Origin of the sequence: Micromonospora sp. A202 (assembly GCF_006715105.1) — a bacterium.
Lineage (GTDB): Bacteria > Actinomycetota > Actinomycetes > Mycobacteriales > Micromonosporaceae > Micromonospora > Micromonospora zamorensis.
This window is the reverse complement of sequence record NZ_VFMP01000001.1, coordinates 5,123,813-5,142,220: the sequence shown is the minus strand read 5'-3', so window position 1 is coordinate 5,142,220 and position 18,408 is coordinate 5,123,813. Positions and strand designations below refer to the sequence as shown.

Genomic DNA, 18,408 nt, shown 5'->3' with positions numbered 1-18,408 from the left:
CGCCTAAAAGTGGGAGAGCGGTCCCAGCCCGTGCGGGTGGGCATGGCCCAGGCCATGATCGGTGCGGGCCTGCTGATCCACCAGGCGCCGTTCTTCATCTCCATGCCCCTTCCGCTTGGACGCGCCCTATTCGCGGTGTCACTGCTGTTGCTGCTGACTGCGGCGGGAGCGTTCTCGCTGCTCCGTCGCTAGCTGCGCATGGTGATGTGCCGAGGCAGTCGCGCGACATACGGTGCGCGGCGTTTCGTCAGCGCTGCTGCCGGGTCAATCCGATGGTTGCTGCCAGGCGGGTCACGTCGGCAGCAGTGGGGCCGGCGCGGAGCACTGCGGTCAGCGCCGCACGGGCGGCGGGGCGGTTCCTCGTCTCGGTAGGGGCGATGTGGTCGGCAGCGACCAGCGCCTGACCGGCAGCGGGGGCGTCGCCGAGGTTCAGGTAGGCGTGGGTGATGTCGATCAGGTGCGCGGCCCGGTGCTCGGCAGGAAGTACGTGCCAGGCGTTACCGCTGATGGCCCGTCGGTGAACGGCGACGGCCAGTTGGTGGTCGCCAAACGACATCGCGATCAGGGCGCGGGCGAGGTCGACCGTCGTAGCGGGCCAGCGCCGCGCGGAGTCGGTCCACGTCGCCGCCGGTGTCGGCGACCGGGTCGCGCGGGGCCTTGCCCGCGAGCAGGACGTCGGGGGCGACGCCGAGGGCGGCGGCGACCGTCTCGATCACCGAGAGCCGGTCGAGGGCACGCACTCCTCGCTCGACTTTGTCCACCCAGCTCTTCGACCTGCGGATCCGGTCGGCGAAGACCTGCTGGCTCATTCCGCGGCGTGCCCGCAGCTCCGCCATCCGTCGTCCGATCGGCGGCTCGTTGCCGTTGCGTCGGCCGGGCGCGGTCATGGGTGCCGCTCCGCTGATGGCTCGATGGCTTCGGTGGATTCGCCGCAGCGAGGGCACCATCGCGACTTGACGCGGAAGGCGAGGAGCCCGAACAGGAAGCCCGGCACCAGGCCACCGAACACGATCGACACGACTTCAGACGCCATGCGCAGGCTCGCTTTCTGACGAAGCCGGAGACCGGAAGGTCGTCATGCCCGCAGCTCACGCTGTGGTGAAGCTCCGTGGCCCACAGTCATCAGAGTTGCGCATCATGTGATGCAAAGCAAGGCAGCAAGCATGATCGACACTCCGAGCATGTGATCCAAGGCAAGTGAAAAGGCGAGACGAGGTGCAGAATCACGACATGCCTCGATTTACGCCAGCGACACCGCGCTCTCGGCGACTGGGCCGGGAGCTACGCAAGCTCCGCGAAGCCAAGGACCTGACCGGCGAGGCCGCGGCGACGATCGTTGACTGCTCACCGTCTCGGATCAGTCGGATCGAGTCGGGCGAGATCAGACCTCGGGTCGGCGACGTCATGGAGTTGCTGGTCGCATACGGCGTCAAGATTGACGAGGAGCAAGGGACCTCGCTGCTCGATCAGGCGCGCGGTCTGCGTGAGGACGGCTGGTGGCAGCGCCTCGGTGGCAAGTACGCCACCTACATCGCGTACGAGATCGAGGCCGTGGAGCTCAAGAACTTCGAGCCGATGCTCGTGCCCGGTCTACTCCAGACCGAGAGCTATGCCCGCGAAGTCAACGTCATCGGCCGGGAGACTGACCAGGCGACGATCGACCAGCGGGTTTCTGCCCGGATGACCCGGCAGGAGGTGCTGCGTCGGAAACCGACTCCGCTGCGGATGCACGCCATCCTCTCCGAGGCGTCGGTTCGCACCGAGGTCGGCGGCCCGGAGGTGCTGCGTGAGCAGCTCGATCACCTGGTCACCTTGAGTCGGCTGCCGAACGTGACGATCCAGGTGCTGCGCTTCGAGGCCGGCGCCCACTTGGCGGACAGCAGCGGCTTCGCCCTGCTCAGCTTCGAGCGGGACGAGCCGCCACTGGGCTACATCGAAACCCTGGCAGGCGAGCTGTTCCTTGAGTCGAGCCGTGACCTGGCGCGGCTGTCGGCGGCGTACGACAATCTGAAGACGCTGGCGATGTCGCCCGCTGAGTCGATCAAGTTCGTCAAGGAGCTGAGCGAGCATGGAACGTAACGCCTGGCGCAAGTCGAGCCGTTCCGGCAGCAACGGCCAGTGCGTGGAGGTGCGCGAGCGGGCTGCGGCAGTTGACGTGCGCGACTCCAAGTCGCCCGATACCGGGATGCTCAGCTTCGAGCCCGCCGCCTGGGACGCGTTCGTCGACAGCATCAAGGCGGACACCTGCCGCCCCTGAGTGGAGGGCAGCGCATTGACGGCTGCTCGCAAGCCCGCTTCACGCCTCAGCTGGGCTTGATGCTCGAGAGTTGAACGAGCAGTGAAATCAGCCGGTAGGCGTCGCCGAAGTCAGCGGCCTGGAAGGCGACCGTTCGGCCGCCGCCGACGCGGCTCACGCCCGGCACCAGAACTGCGAGGTCGACCATGTAGGGGCCGTACAGATCGACCTCGACGTCCAGCGGCCCGGCCATCTTCAGTGGGGGAATCGATCCGCGCCGGGTGATCGCATCGGCGGCGGCGCGGCGCAGCCGCTCGCGTGCCTCCTGCGGGTGTAGGGCCACCGCGGCGGCCTGACCCAGGGACTGCTTCACGGCGATGGTGATCGCCGAGGGCACCAGCTCGCTGAACTCCGCACACGCGCTGTCGTCTCCGCTGAGCAGAACGACGGGCACGTCCAAGTGTCCCGCCATCGCGGCGTTGAGGCCGATCTCGCCCAGCGAGCGTCCACCCACCCGTACGTCGAGGATGCTGTCACTTATCGTGTGCGCCAGCACGGCAGGCCCGGCACCGGCCCGAGCGTGGTAGCCGACGAACAAGGCAGCATCGGTCTGCTCGTCCAGCCCCGCAAGCATGCCCAGCGGGCGGGGTTTGCCTCGCACGAGGTGAGCACGCCGGTCGAGGTCCTCCGGCAGCAGGTTCCGAAACGTCCCGTGTGCGTCGGCGACCCACACCACGGCGTCGGGTTCGGCGTCGAAGACACCCGCAATCGCCGCGTTCGCCTCGGCCGTCATCAAGGCCCGGCCGCGCTCGTAGTCGTAGCGATCCGGATTCGTCTCGGTGGGATGCACGATCCCCGAGATGCCTTCCAGGTCCACCGAGATCAATGCCTTCATGAAGCTGGGACCCTACGCGTTCCTGGCACAACGGTCGACCTCGTGGCCAGGCGCGATGGTCGAGGCTTCTCGCCTCAACTGTGTTGATCATGGGACACATCTACCGCCTGAGGCACAATTTTCTGTACTTATCCGGAGGTGGTCATGCGGACGTTCGTCGATCGATGGCAGAGCTGGAGGATGGTCACGCGACGTGATGCGCAACGGGTACGAGTTGTCCGGCTTCTGGTCCCGTCGCATTGATCGTGAACACCGGCTGGTGTACCGGATCACCAAGGAAGACGTCGAGATCATCGCCTGCAGGTATCACTATGGTGACCGACAGCGGCACCCCCACCGGTCGTCCAGGCGCTCGTGACGCGCGTCGTCAGCTGAGAGGGAGCCGCACCTATGAGCGGTCCAGGGGAGGGACGTCCACATAATCGCCGAACGGCTCGACGGATCCATCCCAACCGTTCCAACCCTGCTGGGTGACCTGCCCGTCGGCGTAGGTGTATGACCAGCGGGCCCCGTCCTCACCCTCGATCTGGACGGTTCCCGAGCGAACGAACGGCGCGATCGCGACGTAGAAGGCCGTCGCCCGGTTCGACCATTTGGGATCGCCCTCGTCGTCGTGCCCGAACTCGATCCAGTCTCCTTCGCGGATGATCGAGGCTCTGGCCACCTCCGCCAGGTCGACCAGCGTGCCGTTCGCCGGGAACGCATCCGGCTCGTACCAGTCACCTCGTCCAGCCATGGCCGTCTGGACAGCGGTGACCGCAGCGCCGTCCTCCGACTCCGGGAGGTTCAGACGACCTGACGGCACCACCGTGTATCCCACGCCGCGCACCCTACAACGGTCAATGTCCGCCCCGCCGCTGACGAACCAGCTCAGCCGTTGATCGTGTCCATTGCGCGACGAAGAGATCGAGGTTGCCCGGCTCCGGATTTAGCCTGATTCGGTGATGTCGATGGCTGGCACGGGCGTACGCGTCAGGCTGCTCGGGCCGGTGGAGGTGGTCGTCGCCGACGGCGCGCAGGCGGTGAACGGCGTGCGCCGCAAGGCGGTACTGGCGACGTTGGCGTTGCACGTGGGCCGGGTGGTGAGCGTGGACCGGCTCATCGACGTGGTCTGGGGTGAGCAGTTGCCGGCCACTGCGGCGAACACGTTGCAGCGCCACGTCTCCTACCTACGCGGGGTGCTCGGCGAGCCCGGGTCGATCGTGGCGCGTCAGCCCGGTTACGTGCTCAACACCGGGCCGGAGTCCACGGATGTCCAGGCCGCCGAGCGCCTCCTCGAACTGGCCCGGCGGTCATCGGACCGCAATGAGCAGGTGGCTCACCTGACGGCCGCGGTGGCGTTGTGGCGGGGCCCGCCGTTGGCCGACGTTGCCGGGTCCGCCTGGCTTGAGGAGCAGGCGGAACACCTGGCCCGCCTGCGGTTGGAGGCGGAACGAGCGCTCGCCGAGGCTCGGCTGTCCGTCGGCGAGCACGCCCGGCTCGTCCCCGGGTTGGAACGGCTCGTCCGGCAGCACCCCCTCGACGAGCACCTGCACGCACAGTTGATGCTCGCCCTGTACCGCGACGGCCGACAGGGTGAGGCGGTCGCCACGTACCGGCGGCTGCGCGACACCCTCCGGGAAAACCTCGGCATCGACCCGAGCCCGCGGCTCCGGGATCTGGAGTGCGCCATCCTGCGCCAGGACACCGCGATCGCCGCACCCGCCCCGGCCGCGGCAGCACAACCGCCGGTTGCGGCGCAACTGCCTCCTCCCGTACCAACGTTCACCGGGCGCGACGCGGAGCTGGCCGCCCTTGACGCGCTGGTCGACCGGGGCGGCGCCGTGGTGGTGTCCGGGACCGCGGGCGTCGGCAAGACCGCGCTTGCCGTGCACTGGGCGCACCGCGCGGCCGAGCGCTTCCCCGACGGGCAGCTCTACGTCAACCTGCGCGGCTTCGACCCGGCGGCCACCCCGACCGACCCGGCGCGAGCGCTGCACGGGTTGCTGGAGGCGCTCGGCGTTCCGGTGGCCCGCATGCCGAGCGACAGGGACCTGATGGTGAGCCTGTACCGCACGACGGTGGCCGGCAAGCGACTGCTGGTGGTGCTGGACAACGCGCGCGACGCCGAACAGGTCCGGCCGCTGCTGCCCGGCTCACCGGACTGCCTCGCCATCGTCACCAGCCGCGACCAGCTTCTGCCGCTGGTCGTCACCGAAAGCGCCCAACCGGTGCCCCTCGACCTGCTGAGCCCCGGCGAAGCCCGCGACATGCTGGCCCGCCGACTCGGGGCGGGCCAGATCGCCGCCGAACCCGGTGCGGCCGACGACATCGCCGAACGGTGCGCGCGGCTGCCCATCGCCCTGGCCATCGTCGCGGCCCGAGCCGCCACCAACAGGCACTTCTCGTTGGCGGCGGTCGCCGGTGAGCTGGGCGATCTGGGCGCCTTCCACGGCGGTGACGAGGCCACCGACGTCCGCGCGGTCTTCTCCTGGTCGTGCCGGACACTCAGCCCACCGGCGGTCCGGCTGTTCCGGCTGCTGAGCCTGCATCCCGGCCCGGACGTCTCCGTCCCGGCCGTGGCCAGCCTGGCCGGGATCACCCCGCAGGCGGGCGGTCCGCTGCTGACCGAGCTGACCCGGGCGAACCTCCTGACCGAGCACACGTACGGGCGTTACGCGTTCCACGACCTGCTGCGCGCGTACGCCGCCGGCCTCGCCGACGAGGCTGAGGCACCGGCCGAGCGTGATGCCGCCGTCCACCGACTGCTCGACCACTGCCTGCACACCGCACACGCGGCCGACCTGGCGCTGCACCCGCACTTCAGCGACATCAGCCTCCCGCCACCGCGAGCGGGCGTGACGCCGGAACGGCCCAAGAACAAGTTGGCCGCCACGGCGTGGTTCACCGCCGAGGTTCCCGTTCTGCTCGCGGCGGTGCCACTGGCGGCACGGGCCGGGTTCGAGGGGCACGCCTGGCGGCTCGCCTGGACCATGGCCGGCTTCCTGCACCGGCAGGGGCACTGGCAGGACTGGCTGGGCACGCAACGCATCGCTCTGGCCGCCGCGTCCCGCATCGGCGATCAGACCGGGCAGGGCCACGCGCACCGCAGCCTCGGTCTCGCCTGTTCAAGGCTTCGACGGTACGACGAGGCCGACGACCACCTGCGCCGCGCGCTCGACCTGTTCACCGACGTCGGCGACGACGCCGGGCGGGCACACACCTGCCTGAACCTTGGTCAGCTGGCGGAGCGACAGGGGCAGCACCACCAGGCACTCGACCATTCCCGACGGGCGCTGACCCTGTTCCGGCGGGCCGGAAACGAGGCCGGGCAGGGGTACACCCTCAACGCGGTCGGTTGGCAGGAAGGACTGCTCGGCAACTACGGCCGTGCCCTTGAGTCGTGCGGCGAGGCGTTGAGAAAGTTGCAGGAGGTGGACGACGTGCAGGGACAGGCCGACACGTGGGACAGCCTCGGCCACGCCCATCACCAGCTCGGCGACGACCGGCGGGCCATCGCCTGCTACGAGCACGCACTCGACCTCTTCACCCAGGTCAACGACCGGTACGCGGAAGCCAGCACGTACGTCAACCTCGGCGGCAGCCACCGCGCCCTCGCCGATTTCGGTGCCACCCGGGCGGCGTGGCGTCGGGCCCTGAGCATCCTCGACGAGCTCGGCGACGCCGACGCCGACGCGATCCGTGCCGACCTGGCACAGCTCGACGCCAGTCGACTCCACTGACGTACCCCCGCTTTCAGCGCCGTTTCCGGGCCGCTTCAGCGCGGCCCGCCACTCTTCGGACACCAGTTTCTTTCCGAGGGATGGAGCGTTCGATGAAGCGTTTGGCACACCGCCTCACGGTGATCGGGGTGGTCAGCGGGACGGTGCTGGCCATGTCCTCCGCCGCCGTGGCCCGGCCCGACAAGCCGCCGACAAAAGGCACCGACTGTGTGGTCCAGCACGTCGACGAGCGCGGCGGAATCGTCCGCACCGAGACCGAACCTGAGGGCCGGGAACACGGCCAGTTCCGCTGCGAAGGCGGGCAGTGGACGTTCGCGTGGGACCCGTTCGGGGCGGACGACGTGATCAGGGCTGGCGAGATCCAGATCGATCCGGCCGGTGCGGTGTCGGCCCGGCGGTTCACCGGTCCCGCGCTCGGCAACGACCTCACGGTGGGCGAGATCGCCACCATCGCCCAGGCCGTCAGCGGCAGCCGGGAGGTGCTGATCGACCGCGCGATCGTGGCGGTCGACGACGGCAAGGAGCGGACCCCGGAGCAGATCGAGGCGCTGCTGGCCGGCAAGGACGACACCGGCGTACGGGTACTGGACATCATCGAGAAGCCGAACGCCGCCATGTCGACGAAGGACGTCATCGACGAGGCCGGCGGCACCCCTGAGTCGACTGTCGTCTACTTCAGCATCTGGGGTGCGATCAAGTCGGTGTTCGCGTGGATCGTGGACACGATCGGCGACATCGGCGAGTGGATCGACGACCACTGCGACGTGGGGTCCCCCAACGATTTCGGCGACATCGTCACGTGTCGTTGGTAGCCCGTCCCACTCCGCCGACACCGATCACCGAGATGAGGACAGGATGACAACTCTGCGGGACATCACCAGGCGCGCCACCATCATCACCACGGCCCTGATCGTGGGGATGACAGCTTCGTACGCTCCGTCGCAGGCCGCCGAGGGTGAGGCCCGGACGACGGTCACCGACCACCCCGGTGCGCCGGGGACGATGCTCCAACGGTTCGAGGACCTGACCGGCCGGCCCGTCGGCGACCTGGACAAGGTGCTGGCCGTCGACGCCGGAGGCCGGGATCTCACCAGCGACCAGCTTGCGGCGCTCGTCGCCGGCGAGAAGGTCGACGGCGTCAAGGTTGTGGGCACGATGCCGGGCGGCCGGGACATCCTCGGCACGACCATGGCCGACCTGGCCGACGGCGCGTACGACGGCAAGGGTGACACCGCGACAGGGACCACGTCGCTGATCTTCGCCTCGTCGGTGCCCGGCGGTCGGGACTGGTGCCTGACCATGTGCGTGGCGTCGGGCAAGTCCGTCTGGGAATGTCTGCTGTCGCGCCGGACGGGCGAACCGGTCATCACCCTCGCCCTCGGCGGCGACACCACGATCGGCGGGACGAAGGCGGCCTTCGAGAAGGCCAACGGAGTCACAGTGGATGGCCCGTCCGCCGTGGAGACACTGGTCGGTGACGGCGAACCCTCGGCGAAGGACGTCGAGATGCTCCTCGATGGCAAGGACGTCGACTCGCTGCGCCGGGTGGCGACGGTGAAGGGACCGGACCCGGGGTGGGCGTTGGCCGACATCGCCGAGAACTCCGGAGTCGTGTACGCGAAGACCAGGGCCCACATCTTCACCGTCAGCCTTCCCCTCCTCGGGAAGCTCCTGGTGGTCTGCATCTCGCAGGATGGCGGGAAGACCTGGAAGTGCTCGGCCCGCCAGTGGGACGGGTTCTAGCGGCCGAGCACGCTGCTGACCCAATGGTTCCCCTGAGTGAGTGATGCCTGTGAGTCATCTAGATGACTCACAGGCATCACGCTCGTCGGGGCGAGGCCGGCCGCGCCGCCGGCCACGGTCACCCTCGACGGGTCGAACGCCGGCACCACCCCGTTGCCACCGGACCAGCCAGCCACCCCCTGTGGCATCCTCACACGTCGGCGAGCTGCGCCGGATTGACGCGGGACAGGCGGGCCGCGTCCTGCCCCGGCGGGAGCCCGAACAGTCGCCGGTATTCGCGGCTGAACTGCGATGCGCTCTCGTAGCCGACAGCGAACCCGACGCCCGCCACGTCACCGGGCTCGGCCAGCAGTCGGGCCCGTGCCTCCTGGAGCCGAATCAACTTCTGGAACTGAATGGGTGTCATTGTCGTGACGGCCCGGAAATGGCGGTGCAGCGACGTCACGCTCATCCCGGCGGCGCGCGCCACGTCCTCGACGCGGAACAGGTCGGCGTGATGCTCGCGGATCCAGCGGATCGCCCGTTCGATCTGCACGATGTTGCCGTCGCCCAGCCCGATCTGCCGGACCGTGCCACCCTGCTCGCTGGTCAGCAACCGCCAGACGAGTTCGCGTTCCACCCCCGCCCAGAGCACACGCTGGTCGTCGGGGCGGTCGAGCAGTCGCAGCAGCCGCACCACCACGTCGAGCAGGTCGTCGCTCGCGGTGCTGACCGCTATGCCCGCCGCCGGCTCGCCGCGCGACGGTGGAGTCTCCAGCAGAAGCTCCGCGATCAGTGGCGGGCGCAGAGCGAGACCCAGCACCAGGTATGGCGTGGCGGGGCTGGCCTCGCTGACGTGGGCGATCACCGGCAGCTCCGTCGACGCGACGACGAACTGCCCGGCGCCGTACGAGAAGACCCGTTCGCCCAGTACCGCGTACTTCGCGCCCTGTGCGATCAGAGCGAAGACCGGCGCGGACTGCGACGGCATCGGTTCGGTGGGGGAGTCGCTGCGGTGCAGGACGAGGCCGCCCGGTGCTGGTCGGCCGGCGTGGCGCAGCACCAGGTCGTGGATCTCGGGCAGTGCGCTCATGAGGCTCATCCTGCCGACTTTGGCAGGATCGGGCAACGCGCTGCCAGTTCTGATCTACCCGGTCGGAGGCCCGCAGGTGTGCACTGGGGGCATGCCACTCGACAGTTTCATCACACTGGGCCGCTCTGGCCTGCGTATCAGCCCCTACACCCTGGGTGCGATGACCTTCGGCGAGGACCATGGCTGGGGTGCCCCGGTAGACGAGTCCGAGGCGATGATCACCGAGTACCTGGAACGTGGCGGCAACTCCATCGACACCGCCAACATTTACACCAACGGGCACTCCGAGAAGATCATCGGCGACTACCTGGCCGCTCGGCCTGGACTACGCGACCGGGTCGTCCTCGGCTCCAAGTTCTTCGGCAACCTGTTCGCCGGCGATCCCAACGGTGGCGGCGCCGGGCGCAAGGCCGTGGTCGCCCAGGCCGAGGAGTCGCTGCGCCGGCTGCGCACCGACTACCTGGACATCTACTGGCTGCACAACTGGGACCGGGGCGTCCCGGTCGAGGAGACGCTGCGAGCCCTCGACGACCTCGTCACGGCCGGCAAGATCCGGTACGTGGGCCTGTCCGACCTGCCCGCGTGGAAGGCGGCCGAGGCGCAGGTCGTCGCGCACTTCCGTGGGTGGACGCCAGCGATCGGGATGCAACTCGAATACTCGTTGCTCGAACGGACGGTCGAAGGGGAACTCATCCCGATGGCGGCCGAGCACGGTCTCGGCGTACTGCCGTGGAGCCCGCTCAAGAGCGGCTGGCTCTCCGGCAAGTTCGTCCGTAGAAACAGCAGCGTCGACACGACACGTGCCGGGCTGGTGGGCAGTCCCGCGGAGCGTGACTGGCAGGTGATCGACGCGCTCCACGAGGTCGCGAGGGATGCCGAGGTGACACCGGCGGCAGCGGCACTGTCCTGGGTCGGCGCCCGACCGGGAGTCAGTTCCGTGCTGATCGGGGCGCGACGCCTCGATCAACTCAAGATGAACCTGGCCGCCGTGGACGTGCGATTGTCGCCACAGCAGACGGCACGACTCGACGAGGTGTCGACACCGGTGCTCAACTTCCCGACAGACAACAACCGTTACCTCGCGCCGAGTCTCGCCTTCGCGGGCGCGACGGTCGACGGCCGGCCGAGCGAGGCGTCACCCTTTGCCGGGGGTCAGGTCAGGTACTGATCACCGACCGGCCGGGGTAGCGCAGGCTGTACCGAAGGAGGGCAGCAGGGGGGATCGTCCAGGTATCGGACTTCTTGAACCATTGATGGTGTCAAGCGTTTCCGATACCGAGGAGTCATCATGCCCGTGACACCGAACGATCCCTCCCGCCGCCGTCGCACCGTGCGGATGGCCGCCGCCGCGTTGGCCGCCGTCACCGTCGGCGCCGCCCTGACCGGCCCTTCGGCATTCGCCGACACCGCCCGGCGCGACGGCCCGCGCGACGTCGTGCAGCGACAACTGGACGGCCTGGTCAGCGAGAGCGGCTTCCCCGGCGTACTCGCCTCGGTGCGGGGGGCCGACGGGCGGGTCCGGGACTACACCGCCGGTGTCGGTGACCTCCAGACCCGCCGCCCGGTTCCCCGCGACGGCCAGGTCCGCGTCGGCAGCAACACCAAGAGCTTCACCGCGGTGGTCGTCCTGCAACTGGTGGGCGAGGGCCGCATCGACCTGGACGCCACAGTCGAGCACTACCTGCCCGGGGTCGTGCGCGGCAACGGCAACGACGGCGGCAGGATCACCGTACGACAGCTGCTGCAACAGACCAGCGGTCTGCCGGACTACGACGACGTGCTGTTCACCAGGTCGCAGGACCTGATCGACAAGAGCCACTCGTACTACGAGCCGCGTCGGCTGGTGGACGCGGCGCTCACCGGCGCGCCGCACTTCGCGCCGGGGGAGAAGTGGGAGTACAGCAACACCAACTACGTCCTCGCCGGGCTCGTTGTTGAGCAGGTCACCGAACGTCCGATCGGCGAGGAGATCACCAACCGCATCATCAGGCCGCTCGGTCTGCGCGACACCTACTGGCCGGGCGTCGGGGAGCAGCGGCTCCGTGGCACCCACCCGCACGGCTACGTCGCGGTGGCGCCTGGCGCGCCGTGGGTGGACGTCACCGAGATGGACCCGTCCCTGGGCTGGGCCGCCGGCCAACTGGTGTCGACGCCGGACGAGCTGCGGACCTTCTTCGACGCGCTGGTCGGCGGCAGGTTGCTCAAGCCCGCGCAGCAGACGGCCCTGATGACGACCGTGCCCGCGCCCGGGTTCGAGCCGGCCGGGGAGTACGCGTACGGGCTTGGTGTCGCTCGGTACGAGCTGCCCTGCGGCGGCTACGCCTGGGGTCACGGCGGTGACATCCAGGGCTTCGAGACCCGCAACCTCGCCACCAGGGACGGCCGGAGCGCTGTCGTCGCCGTCACCGGCCTGCCGACCAGCGAGCAGATGCTCGGCGCGGTGAACCGGAGCGTCGAGACGGCGCTGTGCGCCACGGACCGCTGACCTGGACGCGCATGCCGGCGCGGAGCGATTCAGGTGGATCAGCCGCTCCGGCGGCCACCGCTTCGGAGGCCTGTCACCGCCTCCGAGGCCCGTCACCGCCGGGGTGACTGGATCCCCTCCAGGGCGAGGGTCAGCAGTTGTTCCGCCTTGGCCGCGCCCGCTGGTTGCGCCGCGAGTGAGATGCCGTTGGCGAGCATCATCAGGTCCGCCATGGTGATGTCGGGGCGTACCGAACCCTCGTCGGTGGCTCGGCGCAGCAACGGTTCACCGGCCGCGACGAGCGTAGCGCCGCAGGCGTCGGTCTCCTCGGTGGGCTCGTTCAGGAGCGAATCCGCGAGGCCGCGGGTTGTCGTGGCGTACGCGGTGACCTCGTGCAGCCAGGTCGTCAACGCGTCGAGGGCGTTCGGCGCGGTCAGCAGGTCTCCGGCGCGGGCCGCCAGGTTGCTGACGCAGGTGCGGAAGACGGCCTGGAGCAGGGACCAGCGGGACGGGAAGTGCCGGTGCAGGGTCGCGGAGCCCACTCCGGCGGATCGGGCGATCTCCTCAAGCGAGGCGTACGCGCCGTCGCGGGCGATCGCCTCGGAGGCCGCGGAGACGATGAGGTCGTAGTTGCGTCGTGCGTCCGCTCTCATGGTCCGCCTTGCCAAAGTGGGGTGGTCCCCCATATCGTAGCCGACGAGAAGTGGGGGGCCACCCCACTTGGTTCTGGGGAGGCATCATGGCTGTTCTCGTCATCGGCGCGACGGGCAAGCAGGGCGGGGCCACGGCACGCGCGCTGCTGGCCCGGGGCGTCGCGGTCCGTGCCCTGGTCCGGGACCCGGGCAGCGACAGCGCCAAGGCTCTGCGGGAGCGGGGCGCCGAACTGGTCAAGGGCGACCTGGACGACGCGGAGTTGCTGCTCGCCGCGGCGGACGGGATGGACGGCCTCTTCTCCATCCCGTATCCCGACGTGACGAACATGTCTGGCGACGCCGAGGTGACCCGCGGTCGCAACGTCGTCGAGGCGGCGCGCCGGGCCGGCGTGTCGCACGTGGTGCACAGCAGCGTTTCCGGTGCCGGCGACTTCCACCGCAACCAGCCCGGATGGGCCGAGGGCCGGTGGGACAGGCACTACTGGGAGAGCAAGGCGGCAATCGACGAGATGGTGCGCTCGGGTGGCTTCGCACACTGGACAGTCCTCAAGCCCTCGACCTTCATGGAGAACCTCGTCGGCTGGTCCTACCTCTTCGGCGGCTGGTCCAGCGGTACGATCATCACCGGCTTCGCCGCGGACAAGCGGCTTCCGTGGATCGCCGTCGACGACATCGGCGAGGCCGCGGCGACCGCGTTCACCAACCCGGGAAGGTTCGACGGCCTGGACGTCGAACTCGCCGGCGACCTGCTCACCATGACCGAGATCGCCGCCATCCTCAGTGAGGTCACCGGCCGGGCGGTCACCGCGCCCGTGCTCACCCCGCAGCAGGCCGTCGAGCGCGGCCTGCTGCCCGCCATGGTCAACGCGGTGGAGCAGATCAACGAGAACGGCAGCCCCGCCCGACCGGAGATGACCCGCGCCCTCGGCCTGCCCACCACCGATTTCCGTACGTGGGCGCGTCGGGCGTTCTCCTGACGCCTCACGACATCGTCGTGACGGTCTCCGTCCGGGTCGCGGCGATGCGCCGGCGCCGCACCGGGTAGAGCACCGGGTGCGAGATCTGCCAGGCCGCGCCCTTGCAGACGACCTCCTTGTAGCGGGCCGCCAGCCTTCCAGCGAGGAAGGACGGCTTGGCCCTGTCGTCGGCGGTCACGTACTGGATGATGCCGTCGCGGCGGCCGAGGCTGATGCACTGGTTGAAGTAACGCAGCGGGGCCTTGGGGAACTTCTCCCGACCGGCCAGCCGCGCGGCGATGGCGTCGGCGGCCTGCCAGGCCATCGGGATGCCCGAGGCGCAGGACATCCGCAATGGCTTGCCGCCAGCGCCTTCGGCGAGTCCGGCGTCGCCCACCGCGTACACCTCGGGGTGTGAGACCGAGCGCATCGAGGCGTCGACGATGATCTGGCCGGTCGCCGCGACCGTCAGGGTCGTGGCGGCGGCGATCGGGTGGACGGCGAAGCCGGTCGTCCAGACCGTCACCTGGGCCGGGATCACCCGGGCGTCGGCCGTGACCGCAGCGGTCGCCTCGACCCGCGCGATGTCCGCGTGCTCGTGCACGGTGATGCCGAGCCGGTCGCAGACCCTCCGCAGGTGCTGCTGCGCTTTCTCGCTGAGCCAGTCACCGAGGACGCCACGGGCGGCGATCGCGACGTCGAGGTCCGGCCGGGCCTCCGCGATCTCGGTGACCGCCTCGATGCCGGTGAGACCCCCGCCGACGACGAGCACGGTCCCGCCGGCCGCGAGCTGGTCGAGGCGGTCGCGCAACCGCAGCGCCGACGGCCTGCCGGCGATGTCGTACGCGTGCTCCGCGACGCCGGGAACGCCATGGTCGGCGGCGGTGCTGCCGAGGGCGTAGACGAGCGTGTCGTACGCGATCTCGTCGGTGCCGTGCTCGTCGGCGAGCGCGACGGTCCTGCGGTCGGCGTCGACGGCGGTGACCCGCGCCAGTCGCAGCGTGACGCCGGTGCCGGCGTAGACCTTGCTCAGCGGGCGGCGCTCGGGGTCCTGCCCGGTGGCGACCTGGTGCATGCGGACCCGCTCGACGAAATCGGGGTCGGCGTTGACGACGGTGATCTCGGTGTCGTCGGGGTGCAGTCGCTTGGCGAGACGCCCGGCGGCGACGGCTCCCGTGTAGCCGGCTCCGAGGACGACGATGCGGTGCTTCATGGTGTCACTCCTGTCTCGGCGGTGGTCGCTTCCTGAACCGGACAGCGACGTGATTCCTGACAGGCACCGGCTATGACCTGGGTCACCACACGTGCATGAGGGGTTCGCCGTGGTCGGCGGCGGACCACTGACGGGTGGCGCGAACGAGCTTGTCGGGGTTGACCTGGGTGTGGATGGCCGCGACCCCCTCGGGCGTCACCTCCAGGGACATGACACCGATGACGCGGTCGTCCATCACGACCACCGCCGCCGGGCTGCCGTTGACGACCGCGACGTACAGGGCGGGGCTGCCGCCGATCAGGTCCCGCTTGACGTCGGCGGGCTTGAACAGGCCGCGCAGGAACTTCGCCACCGCCAGTGCCCCGGAGAACGGCGTGGTCCGGGCCGGGATCTTGCCGCCACCGTCACCGGTGCTCGTCACGTCGTCGGTGAGCAACTCGACCAGCCGCTGGATCTCGCCGTGCTGGGCCGCCGTGAGGAACTCCGCGACGATCTTCCGCGCGGTGGCCTGGTCGACCTCCGCGCGGGCCCGCTCGGCGGCGACGTGCTGCTTGGCGCGCCGGTAGATCTGCTGGCAGTTCGACTCGCTGAGGCCGAGGATCTCGCCGATCTCACCGTGCGAGTAGCCGAAGGCCTCCCGCAGCACGTACACCACACGCTCGTTGGCGGACAGCCGCTCCAGGAGGGTGAGCACCGCCATCGAGACCGATTCGCGCTGTTCGGCGGTGTCGAGCGGGCCGAGCATCCGGTCCCCGGCGAGAACCGGCTCGGGCAGCCACGTGCCCACATAGGTTTCCCGCCTGGCCCGTGCCGAGGTGAGCTGGTTGAGGCACAGGTTGGTGAGCACTTTCGTCAGCCACGCCTGGGGTGTCTCGACCCGTTCCCGGTCGGCGGCCTGCCAGCGCAGGAACGTGTCCTGGACGGCGTCCTCGGCGTCGCTGGCCGAGCCCAGCAGGCGATAGGCGATCGCCTCCAGGCGGGCCCTGGAGTGCTCGAACAGCTCGACCTCGTCCGGACTCAGCCGCATGGTGCGACAGTATCCACCTGTCGCGACGGGCACTCGCTCCCGTCGGCAACCCCACTCGACGCCGGCGTGGCAGCACGCCGGGCGGTCGTACCCGGGCCTGGCGACCGGCACTCACATCGGGTCACCCTCCTGGCCCGGTGCCGCCTGCTCCGCCAGCCAGCGCCAGTCGTTCCAGGTGGCGAGCCGGTTCCGATACAACTTTTCGGCGAGAAGGTACGGGTACGGCCCGAGGAACAGGCGCAGCGGCGGCTCCTCGGAGTCGACAAGTTGCAGGATGACTCCGGCGGTCAGCGCGGGATCGTCCGGCGTGCGGGCGGCCGCCCCGGCCCGGCGCGCCTGCCGTACGGGCTCGTAGGCCCCGATCGGCTCCGTGTGCACGGCCGAGTCGCCGGACCAGTCGGTGCCGAACGGTCCGGGCTCCACGATCGTCACCTTCGGACCGAGTGGGGCGAGCTCGGCGGACAACGCCTCACTGAGTCCCTCCAGTGCCCACTTCGACGCGTTGTAGAGCCCGAGGGTGGGGAAGGCCCCGATCCCTCCGATGCTGGAAACCTGGAGGATGTGACCGCTGCCCTGCGCGCGCAGCACGGGCAGGGCGGCCTGGGTCACCCAGAGAGCGCCGAAGAAGTTCGTCTCCAGCTGCGCGCGGGCCTGCTCCTCGGTCGCCTCCTCGACCATGCCGAACAGCCCGTAGCCGGCGTTGTTGACCACGACGTCCAGCTGGCCGAACGTTTCCGCTGCCCGGGACACCGCGTCGAACACGGCCGAGCGGTCGGTCACGTCGAGGGTCAGTGGCAGAACCCGGTCCCCGTACGCCTCGGTCAGATCCTGAAGCGCCCTGTGGTCGCGTGCGGTCGCGGCGATCCGATCTCCGCGTGTGAGCGCGGCTTCGGCCCAGATGCGGCCGAAGCCGCGGGATGCGCCGGTGATGAACCATGTCTTCATGACTCGACCATGCGGCGGCGGACGCCAGGCTGCCAGCACCCTGACAGGGTTAGGCTGGCGGGAATGAAAGGCGAGAACGCGCTCGGCGACTTCCTCAGGGCACGTCGCGGGCGGGTCCGGCCGGACGAGGCGGGGCTGACGTCGTTCGGGCGCCGACGCGTGCCGGGACTGCGCCGTGACGAGCTGGCCCACCTGGCGGGCGTGAGCCAGCACTATCTGACCCGCCTGGAGCAGGGCAAGGACCGCAACCCCTCCCCGCAGGTGCTGAACGCCCTGGCGAGCGCGTTGCGGTTGAATCCCGACGAGAGGGCACATCTCACCGCGCTCGCCGACGCTCCACCGCACGGGGGCGAGCACACGGCGGTCTCCGACGCGGTGCAGCAGCTCATCGACTCGTGGAGCCAGACACCCGCGTACGTCCGCGACCGCCGGTTCGACGTGCTGGCGGCCAACAAGCCCGCCATGGCGCTCTCCCCGCTCTACACGCCCGGTCAGAACCTGATCCGCGGCATGTTCCTCGACCCCGCGGCGCGTGCGCTGTTTCCCGACTGGGCGCAGATCGCCGCCCAGAGCGCCGCCGCGCTCCGCGCCGAAGCCGACCCGCGCGATCCCGCGACCGCCGACCTCATCTCCTCGCTACTGACTGACAGCTTTTTCCGCGACAGCTGGACGCTGCACGACGTACAGCCGACACGCGACGAGGTCAAGCGCTTCAACCATCCCGTCGTCGGGCCGCTCACGCTGCGACGGGAGACGCTCGCCATCGCCGGTGCCGAGGGACAGGTGATCATCGCCTACCAGGCGGCACCGGACACCCCCCGCCGCGCAGGCCCTGGCCAGACTGCTCTGAGGAACGGTGGTCGTACCCTTGCTGCCGTGACCGCCGACCCCCTGCGCCGCGCTCTCATCGCACCCGCGGACCCGCCGCTACGGTCCCTGCCCGACCAGGTCGTCGCCCTGTTGGAGACCCTGCATGCGCCGCCGCGTCTCGCCGCGCACCTGCGGGCCGTGCACGACGTCGCCGCGCAGCTGACCGATGCGATGGCGGAAAGGTTCCCGCAGCTTCCGTTCGATCGTGATGCGGTGCTCTTCGGGGCCGCCACCCACGACATCGGCAAGGTCCGGCACCCGGAGGAGCTGTCGGGGCCCGGATCCGCCCACGAGCCCGCCGGCTACGAGCTGCTGCTGGGGCATGGTGTCTCCGAGGCGCTGGCCCGGTTCGCGCGTGACCACGCTTCCTGGCAGCAGGACGGCATCGGCGTCGACGACCTGCTGGTCAGCGTGGCCGACAAGGTGTGGAAGGGAAAGCGGGTCACCGACCTGGAAGGGTTGCTCGTGGACCGGCTGGCCGAGGCCACCGGCCGCGAGCGGTGGTCGGTGTTCCTGGACCTCGACGACATCCTCGACCACATCGCCGCCGACGCGGACCGCCGGCTGGCCTTCCAGGCAACCCATCCGGTACGCGCGCGGTGAGGCCCTGCC

Annotated in this window: 21 protein-coding genes; 11 read left to right on the top strand and 10 right to left on the bottom strand. The window is 69.9% G+C overall.

The window, feature by feature from the left end:
* Positions 1-36: 36 nt before the first annotated feature.
* A complete protein-coding gene (locus FBZ33_RS32935) occupies positions 37-192 on the top strand; it encodes a hypothetical protein (RefSeq protein ID WP_185755395.1) in 156 nt (51 codons plus the stop codon).
* A gap of 55 nt (positions 193-247) precedes the next feature.
* Here the strand turns inward: FBZ33_RS32935 and FBZ33_RS23645 are convergent, their stop codons facing one another.
* Genes FBZ33_RS23645 through FBZ33_RS32930 form a run of 3 tightly spaced genes read right to left on the bottom strand, consistent with a single transcriptional unit; the run spans position 248 to position 1,033 of the window.
* Positions 248-556: a hypothetical protein gene (locus tag FBZ33_RS23645; RefSeq protein WP_141910715.1), complete on the bottom strand. Its 309-nt coding sequence runs from the start codon at positions 554-556 to the stop codon at positions 248-250.
* Entirely contained in the window at positions 498-887 is a 390-nt protein-coding gene (locus FBZ33_RS33815; protein ID WP_141910714.1) for a helix-turn-helix domain-containing protein, read from the bottom strand. The genes FBZ33_RS23645 and FBZ33_RS33815 overlap by 59 nt, the downstream gene beginning before the upstream one ends.
* On the bottom strand, positions 884-1,033 hold the full coding sequence (locus FBZ33_RS32930) for a hypothetical protein (RefSeq protein WP_185755394.1): 150 nt from the start codon (positions 1,031-1,033) through the stop codon (positions 884-886). The genes FBZ33_RS33815 and FBZ33_RS32930 overlap by 4 nt, the downstream gene beginning before the upstream one ends.
* A 182-nt stretch (positions 1,034-1,215) precedes the next feature.
* On the opposite strand from FBZ33_RS32930, the gene FBZ33_RS23635 reads away from it, so the two are divergent.
* Positions 1,216-2,079, top strand: a complete 864-nt coding sequence (locus FBZ33_RS23635; RefSeq protein WP_141910713.1) for a helix-turn-helix transcriptional regulator — start codon at positions 1,216-1,218, stop codon at positions 2,077-2,079.
* A complete protein-coding gene (locus FBZ33_RS23630) occupies positions 2,069-2,257 on the top strand; it encodes a DUF397 domain-containing protein (RefSeq protein WP_141910712.1) in 189 nt (62 codons plus the stop codon). The genes FBZ33_RS23635 and FBZ33_RS23630 overlap by 11 nt, the downstream gene beginning before the upstream one ends.
* A 46-nt stretch (positions 2,258-2,303) precedes the next feature.
* Here the strand turns inward: FBZ33_RS23630 and FBZ33_RS23625 are convergent, their stop codons facing one another.
* Entirely contained in the window at positions 2,304-3,131 is an 828-nt protein-coding gene (locus tag FBZ33_RS23625) for a M55 family metallopeptidase (protein WP_141910711.1), read from the bottom strand.
* Here FBZ33_RS23625 and FBZ33_RS33810 point away from each other — a divergent pair.
* Positions 3,097-3,489, top strand: a complete 393-nt coding sequence (locus FBZ33_RS33810; protein WP_370453041.1) for a type II toxin-antitoxin system YoeB family toxin — start codon at positions 3,097-3,099, stop codon at positions 3,487-3,489. The genes FBZ33_RS23625 and FBZ33_RS33810 overlap by 35 nt on opposite strands.
* Before the next feature lie 30 nt (positions 3,490-3,519).
* On the opposite strand, the gene FBZ33_RS23615 is transcribed toward FBZ33_RS33810, so the two are convergent.
* The gene (locus FBZ33_RS23615; protein ID WP_141910710.1) at positions 3,520-3,951 is read right to left on the bottom strand and encodes a hypothetical protein; all 432 of its coding nucleotides are present in this window, start codon (positions 3,949-3,951) and stop codon (positions 3,520-3,522) included.
* Between the two features lie 124 nt (positions 3,952-4,075).
* Between FBZ33_RS23615 and FBZ33_RS23610 the strand changes: the two genes are divergently transcribed.
* The 3 genes from FBZ33_RS23610 (at position 4,076) to FBZ33_RS23600 (ending at position 8,596) form a co-directional block, all read left to right on the top strand.
* The gene (locus tag FBZ33_RS23610; RefSeq protein WP_255509155.1) at positions 4,076-6,853 is read left to right on the top strand and encodes a BTAD domain-containing putative transcriptional regulator; all 2,778 of its coding nucleotides are present in this window, start codon (positions 4,076-4,078) and stop codon (positions 6,851-6,853) included.
* Between the two features lie 92 nt (positions 6,854-6,945).
* Positions 6,946-7,665, top strand: a complete 720-nt coding sequence (locus FBZ33_RS23605) for a hypothetical protein (protein ID WP_141910708.1) — start codon at positions 6,946-6,948, stop codon at positions 7,663-7,665.
* Between the two features lie 43 nt (positions 7,666-7,708).
* Entirely contained in the window at positions 7,709-8,596 is an 888-nt protein-coding gene (locus tag FBZ33_RS23600; RefSeq protein ID WP_141910707.1) for a hypothetical protein, read from the top strand.
* A 190-nt stretch (positions 8,597-8,786) separates the two neighbouring features.
* Here FBZ33_RS23600 and FBZ33_RS23595 read toward each other — a convergent pair whose 3' ends face one another.
* Positions 8,787-9,668: an AraC family transcriptional regulator gene (locus FBZ33_RS23595; protein WP_141910706.1), complete on the bottom strand. Its 882-nt coding sequence runs from the start codon at positions 9,666-9,668 to the stop codon at positions 8,787-8,789.
* Between the two features lie 91 nt (positions 9,669-9,759).
* On the opposite strand from FBZ33_RS23595, the gene FBZ33_RS23590 reads away from it, so the two are divergent.
* On the top strand, positions 9,760-10,836 hold the full coding sequence (locus FBZ33_RS23590; protein WP_141910705.1) for an aldo/keto reductase: 1,077 nt from the start codon (positions 9,760-9,762) through the stop codon (positions 10,834-10,836).
* Positions 10,837-10,956: 120 nt separating this feature from the next.
* A complete protein-coding gene (locus tag FBZ33_RS23585; protein ID WP_141910704.1) occupies positions 10,957-12,153 on the top strand; it encodes a serine hydrolase in 1,197 nt (398 codons plus the stop codon).
* Between the two features lie 92 nt (positions 12,154-12,245).
* Here FBZ33_RS23585 and FBZ33_RS23580 read toward each other — a convergent pair whose 3' ends face one another.
* A complete protein-coding gene (locus FBZ33_RS23580) occupies positions 12,246-12,785 on the bottom strand; it encodes a TetR/AcrR family transcriptional regulator (RefSeq protein WP_141910703.1) in 540 nt (179 codons plus the stop codon).
* 86 nt (positions 12,786-12,871) lie between these two features.
* On the opposite strand from FBZ33_RS23580, the gene FBZ33_RS23575 reads away from it, so the two are divergent.
* On the top strand, positions 12,872-13,762 hold the full coding sequence (locus FBZ33_RS23575) for an NmrA/HSCARG family protein (protein WP_141910702.1): 891 nt from the start codon (positions 12,872-12,874) through the stop codon (positions 13,760-13,762).
* 4 nt (positions 13,763-13,766) lie between these two features.
* Here FBZ33_RS23575 and FBZ33_RS23570 read toward each other — a convergent pair whose 3' ends face one another.
* The 3 genes from FBZ33_RS23570 to FBZ33_RS23560 form a co-directional block, all read right to left on the bottom strand.
* Positions 13,767-14,954, bottom strand: coding sequence for an NAD(P)/FAD-dependent oxidoreductase (locus FBZ33_RS23570; RefSeq protein WP_141910701.1), 1,188 nt, complete (start codon positions 14,952-14,954; stop codon positions 13,767-13,769).
* Between the two features lie 82 nt (positions 14,955-15,036).
* Entirely contained in the window at positions 15,037-15,981 is a 945-nt protein-coding gene (locus FBZ33_RS23565) for an RNA polymerase sigma-70 factor (protein WP_099856400.1), read from the bottom strand.
* A gap of 111 nt (positions 15,982-16,092) precedes the next feature.
* Complete coding sequence (locus FBZ33_RS23560; protein WP_141910700.1) at positions 16,093-16,926, bottom strand: SDR family NAD(P)-dependent oxidoreductase; 834 nt, start codon at positions 16,924-16,926, stop codon at positions 16,093-16,095.
* A gap of 63 nt (positions 16,927-16,989) precedes the next feature.
* Here FBZ33_RS23560 and FBZ33_RS33510 point away from each other — a divergent pair, with 63 nt between their 5' ends.
* Complete coding sequence (locus tag FBZ33_RS33510) at positions 16,990-18,399, top strand: helix-turn-helix domain-containing protein (protein ID WP_141910699.1); 1,410 nt, start codon at positions 16,990-16,992, stop codon at positions 18,397-18,399.
* Positions 18,400-18,408: the final 9 nt, after the last annotated feature.

What these genes read in the sequence shown, in the direction of transcription:
- FBZ33_RS23645 (WP_141910715.1), bottom strand. Translation starts at nt 556, where the DNA reads ATGTCGTTTGGCGACCACCAACTGGCCGTCGCCGTTCACCGACGGGCC.
- FBZ33_RS33815 (WP_141910714.1), bottom strand. Translation starts at nt 887, where the DNA reads ATGACCGCGCCCGGCCGACGCAACGGCAACGAGCCGCCGATCGGACGA.
- FBZ33_RS32930 (WP_185755394.1), bottom strand. Translation starts at nt 1,033, where the DNA reads ATGGCGTCTGAAGTCGTGTCGATCGTGTTCGGTGGCCTGGTGCCGGGC.
- FBZ33_RS23630 (WP_141910712.1), top strand. Translation starts at nt 2,069, where the DNA reads ATGGAACGTAACGCCTGGCGCAAGTCGAGCCGTTCCGGCAGCAACGGC.
- FBZ33_RS33810 (WP_370453041.1), top strand. Translation starts at nt 3,097, where the DNA reads ATGCCTTCCAGGTCCACCGAGATCAATGCCTTCATGAAGCTGGGACCC.
- FBZ33_RS23625 (WP_141910711.1), bottom strand. Translation starts at nt 3,131, where the DNA reads ATGAAGGCATTGATCTCGGTGGACCTGGAAGGCATCTCGGGGATCGTG.
- FBZ33_RS23610 (WP_255509155.1), top strand. Translation starts at nt 4,076, where the DNA reads ATGTCGATGGCTGGCACGGGCGTACGCGTCAGGCTGCTCGGGCCGGTG.
- FBZ33_RS23605 (WP_141910708.1), top strand. Translation starts at nt 6,946, where the DNA reads ATGAAGCGTTTGGCACACCGCCTCACGGTGATCGGGGTGGTCAGCGGG.
- FBZ33_RS23600 (WP_141910707.1), top strand. Translation starts at nt 7,709, where the DNA reads ATGACAACTCTGCGGGACATCACCAGGCGCGCCACCATCATCACCACG.
- FBZ33_RS23595 (WP_141910706.1), bottom strand. Translation starts at nt 9,668, where the DNA reads ATGAGCGCACTGCCCGAGATCCACGACCTGGTGCTGCGCCACGCCGGC.
- FBZ33_RS23590 (WP_141910705.1), top strand. Translation starts at nt 9,760, where the DNA reads ATGCCACTCGACAGTTTCATCACACTGGGCCGCTCTGGCCTGCGTATC.
- FBZ33_RS23585 (WP_141910704.1), top strand. Translation starts at nt 10,957, where the DNA reads ATGCCCGTGACACCGAACGATCCCTCCCGCCGCCGTCGCACCGTGCGG.
- FBZ33_RS23580 (WP_141910703.1), bottom strand. Translation starts at nt 12,785, where the DNA reads ATGAGAGCGGACGCACGACGCAACTACGACCTCATCGTCTCCGCGGCC.
- FBZ33_RS23575 (WP_141910702.1), top strand. Translation starts at nt 12,872, where the DNA reads ATGGCTGTTCTCGTCATCGGCGCGACGGGCAAGCAGGGCGGGGCCACG.
- FBZ33_RS23570 (WP_141910701.1), bottom strand. Translation starts at nt 14,954, where the DNA reads ATGAAGCACCGCATCGTCGTCCTCGGAGCCGGCTACACGGGAGCCGTC.
- FBZ33_RS23565 (WP_099856400.1), bottom strand. Translation starts at nt 15,981, where the DNA reads ATGCGGCTGAGTCCGGACGAGGTCGAGCTGTTCGAGCACTCCAGGGCC.
- FBZ33_RS23560 (WP_141910700.1), bottom strand. Translation starts at nt 16,926, where the DNA reads ATGAAGACATGGTTCATCACCGGCGCATCCCGCGGCTTCGGCCGCATC.
- FBZ33_RS33510 (WP_141910699.1), top strand. Translation starts at nt 16,990, where the DNA reads ATGAAAGGCGAGAACGCGCTCGGCGACTTCCTCAGGGCACGTCGCGGG.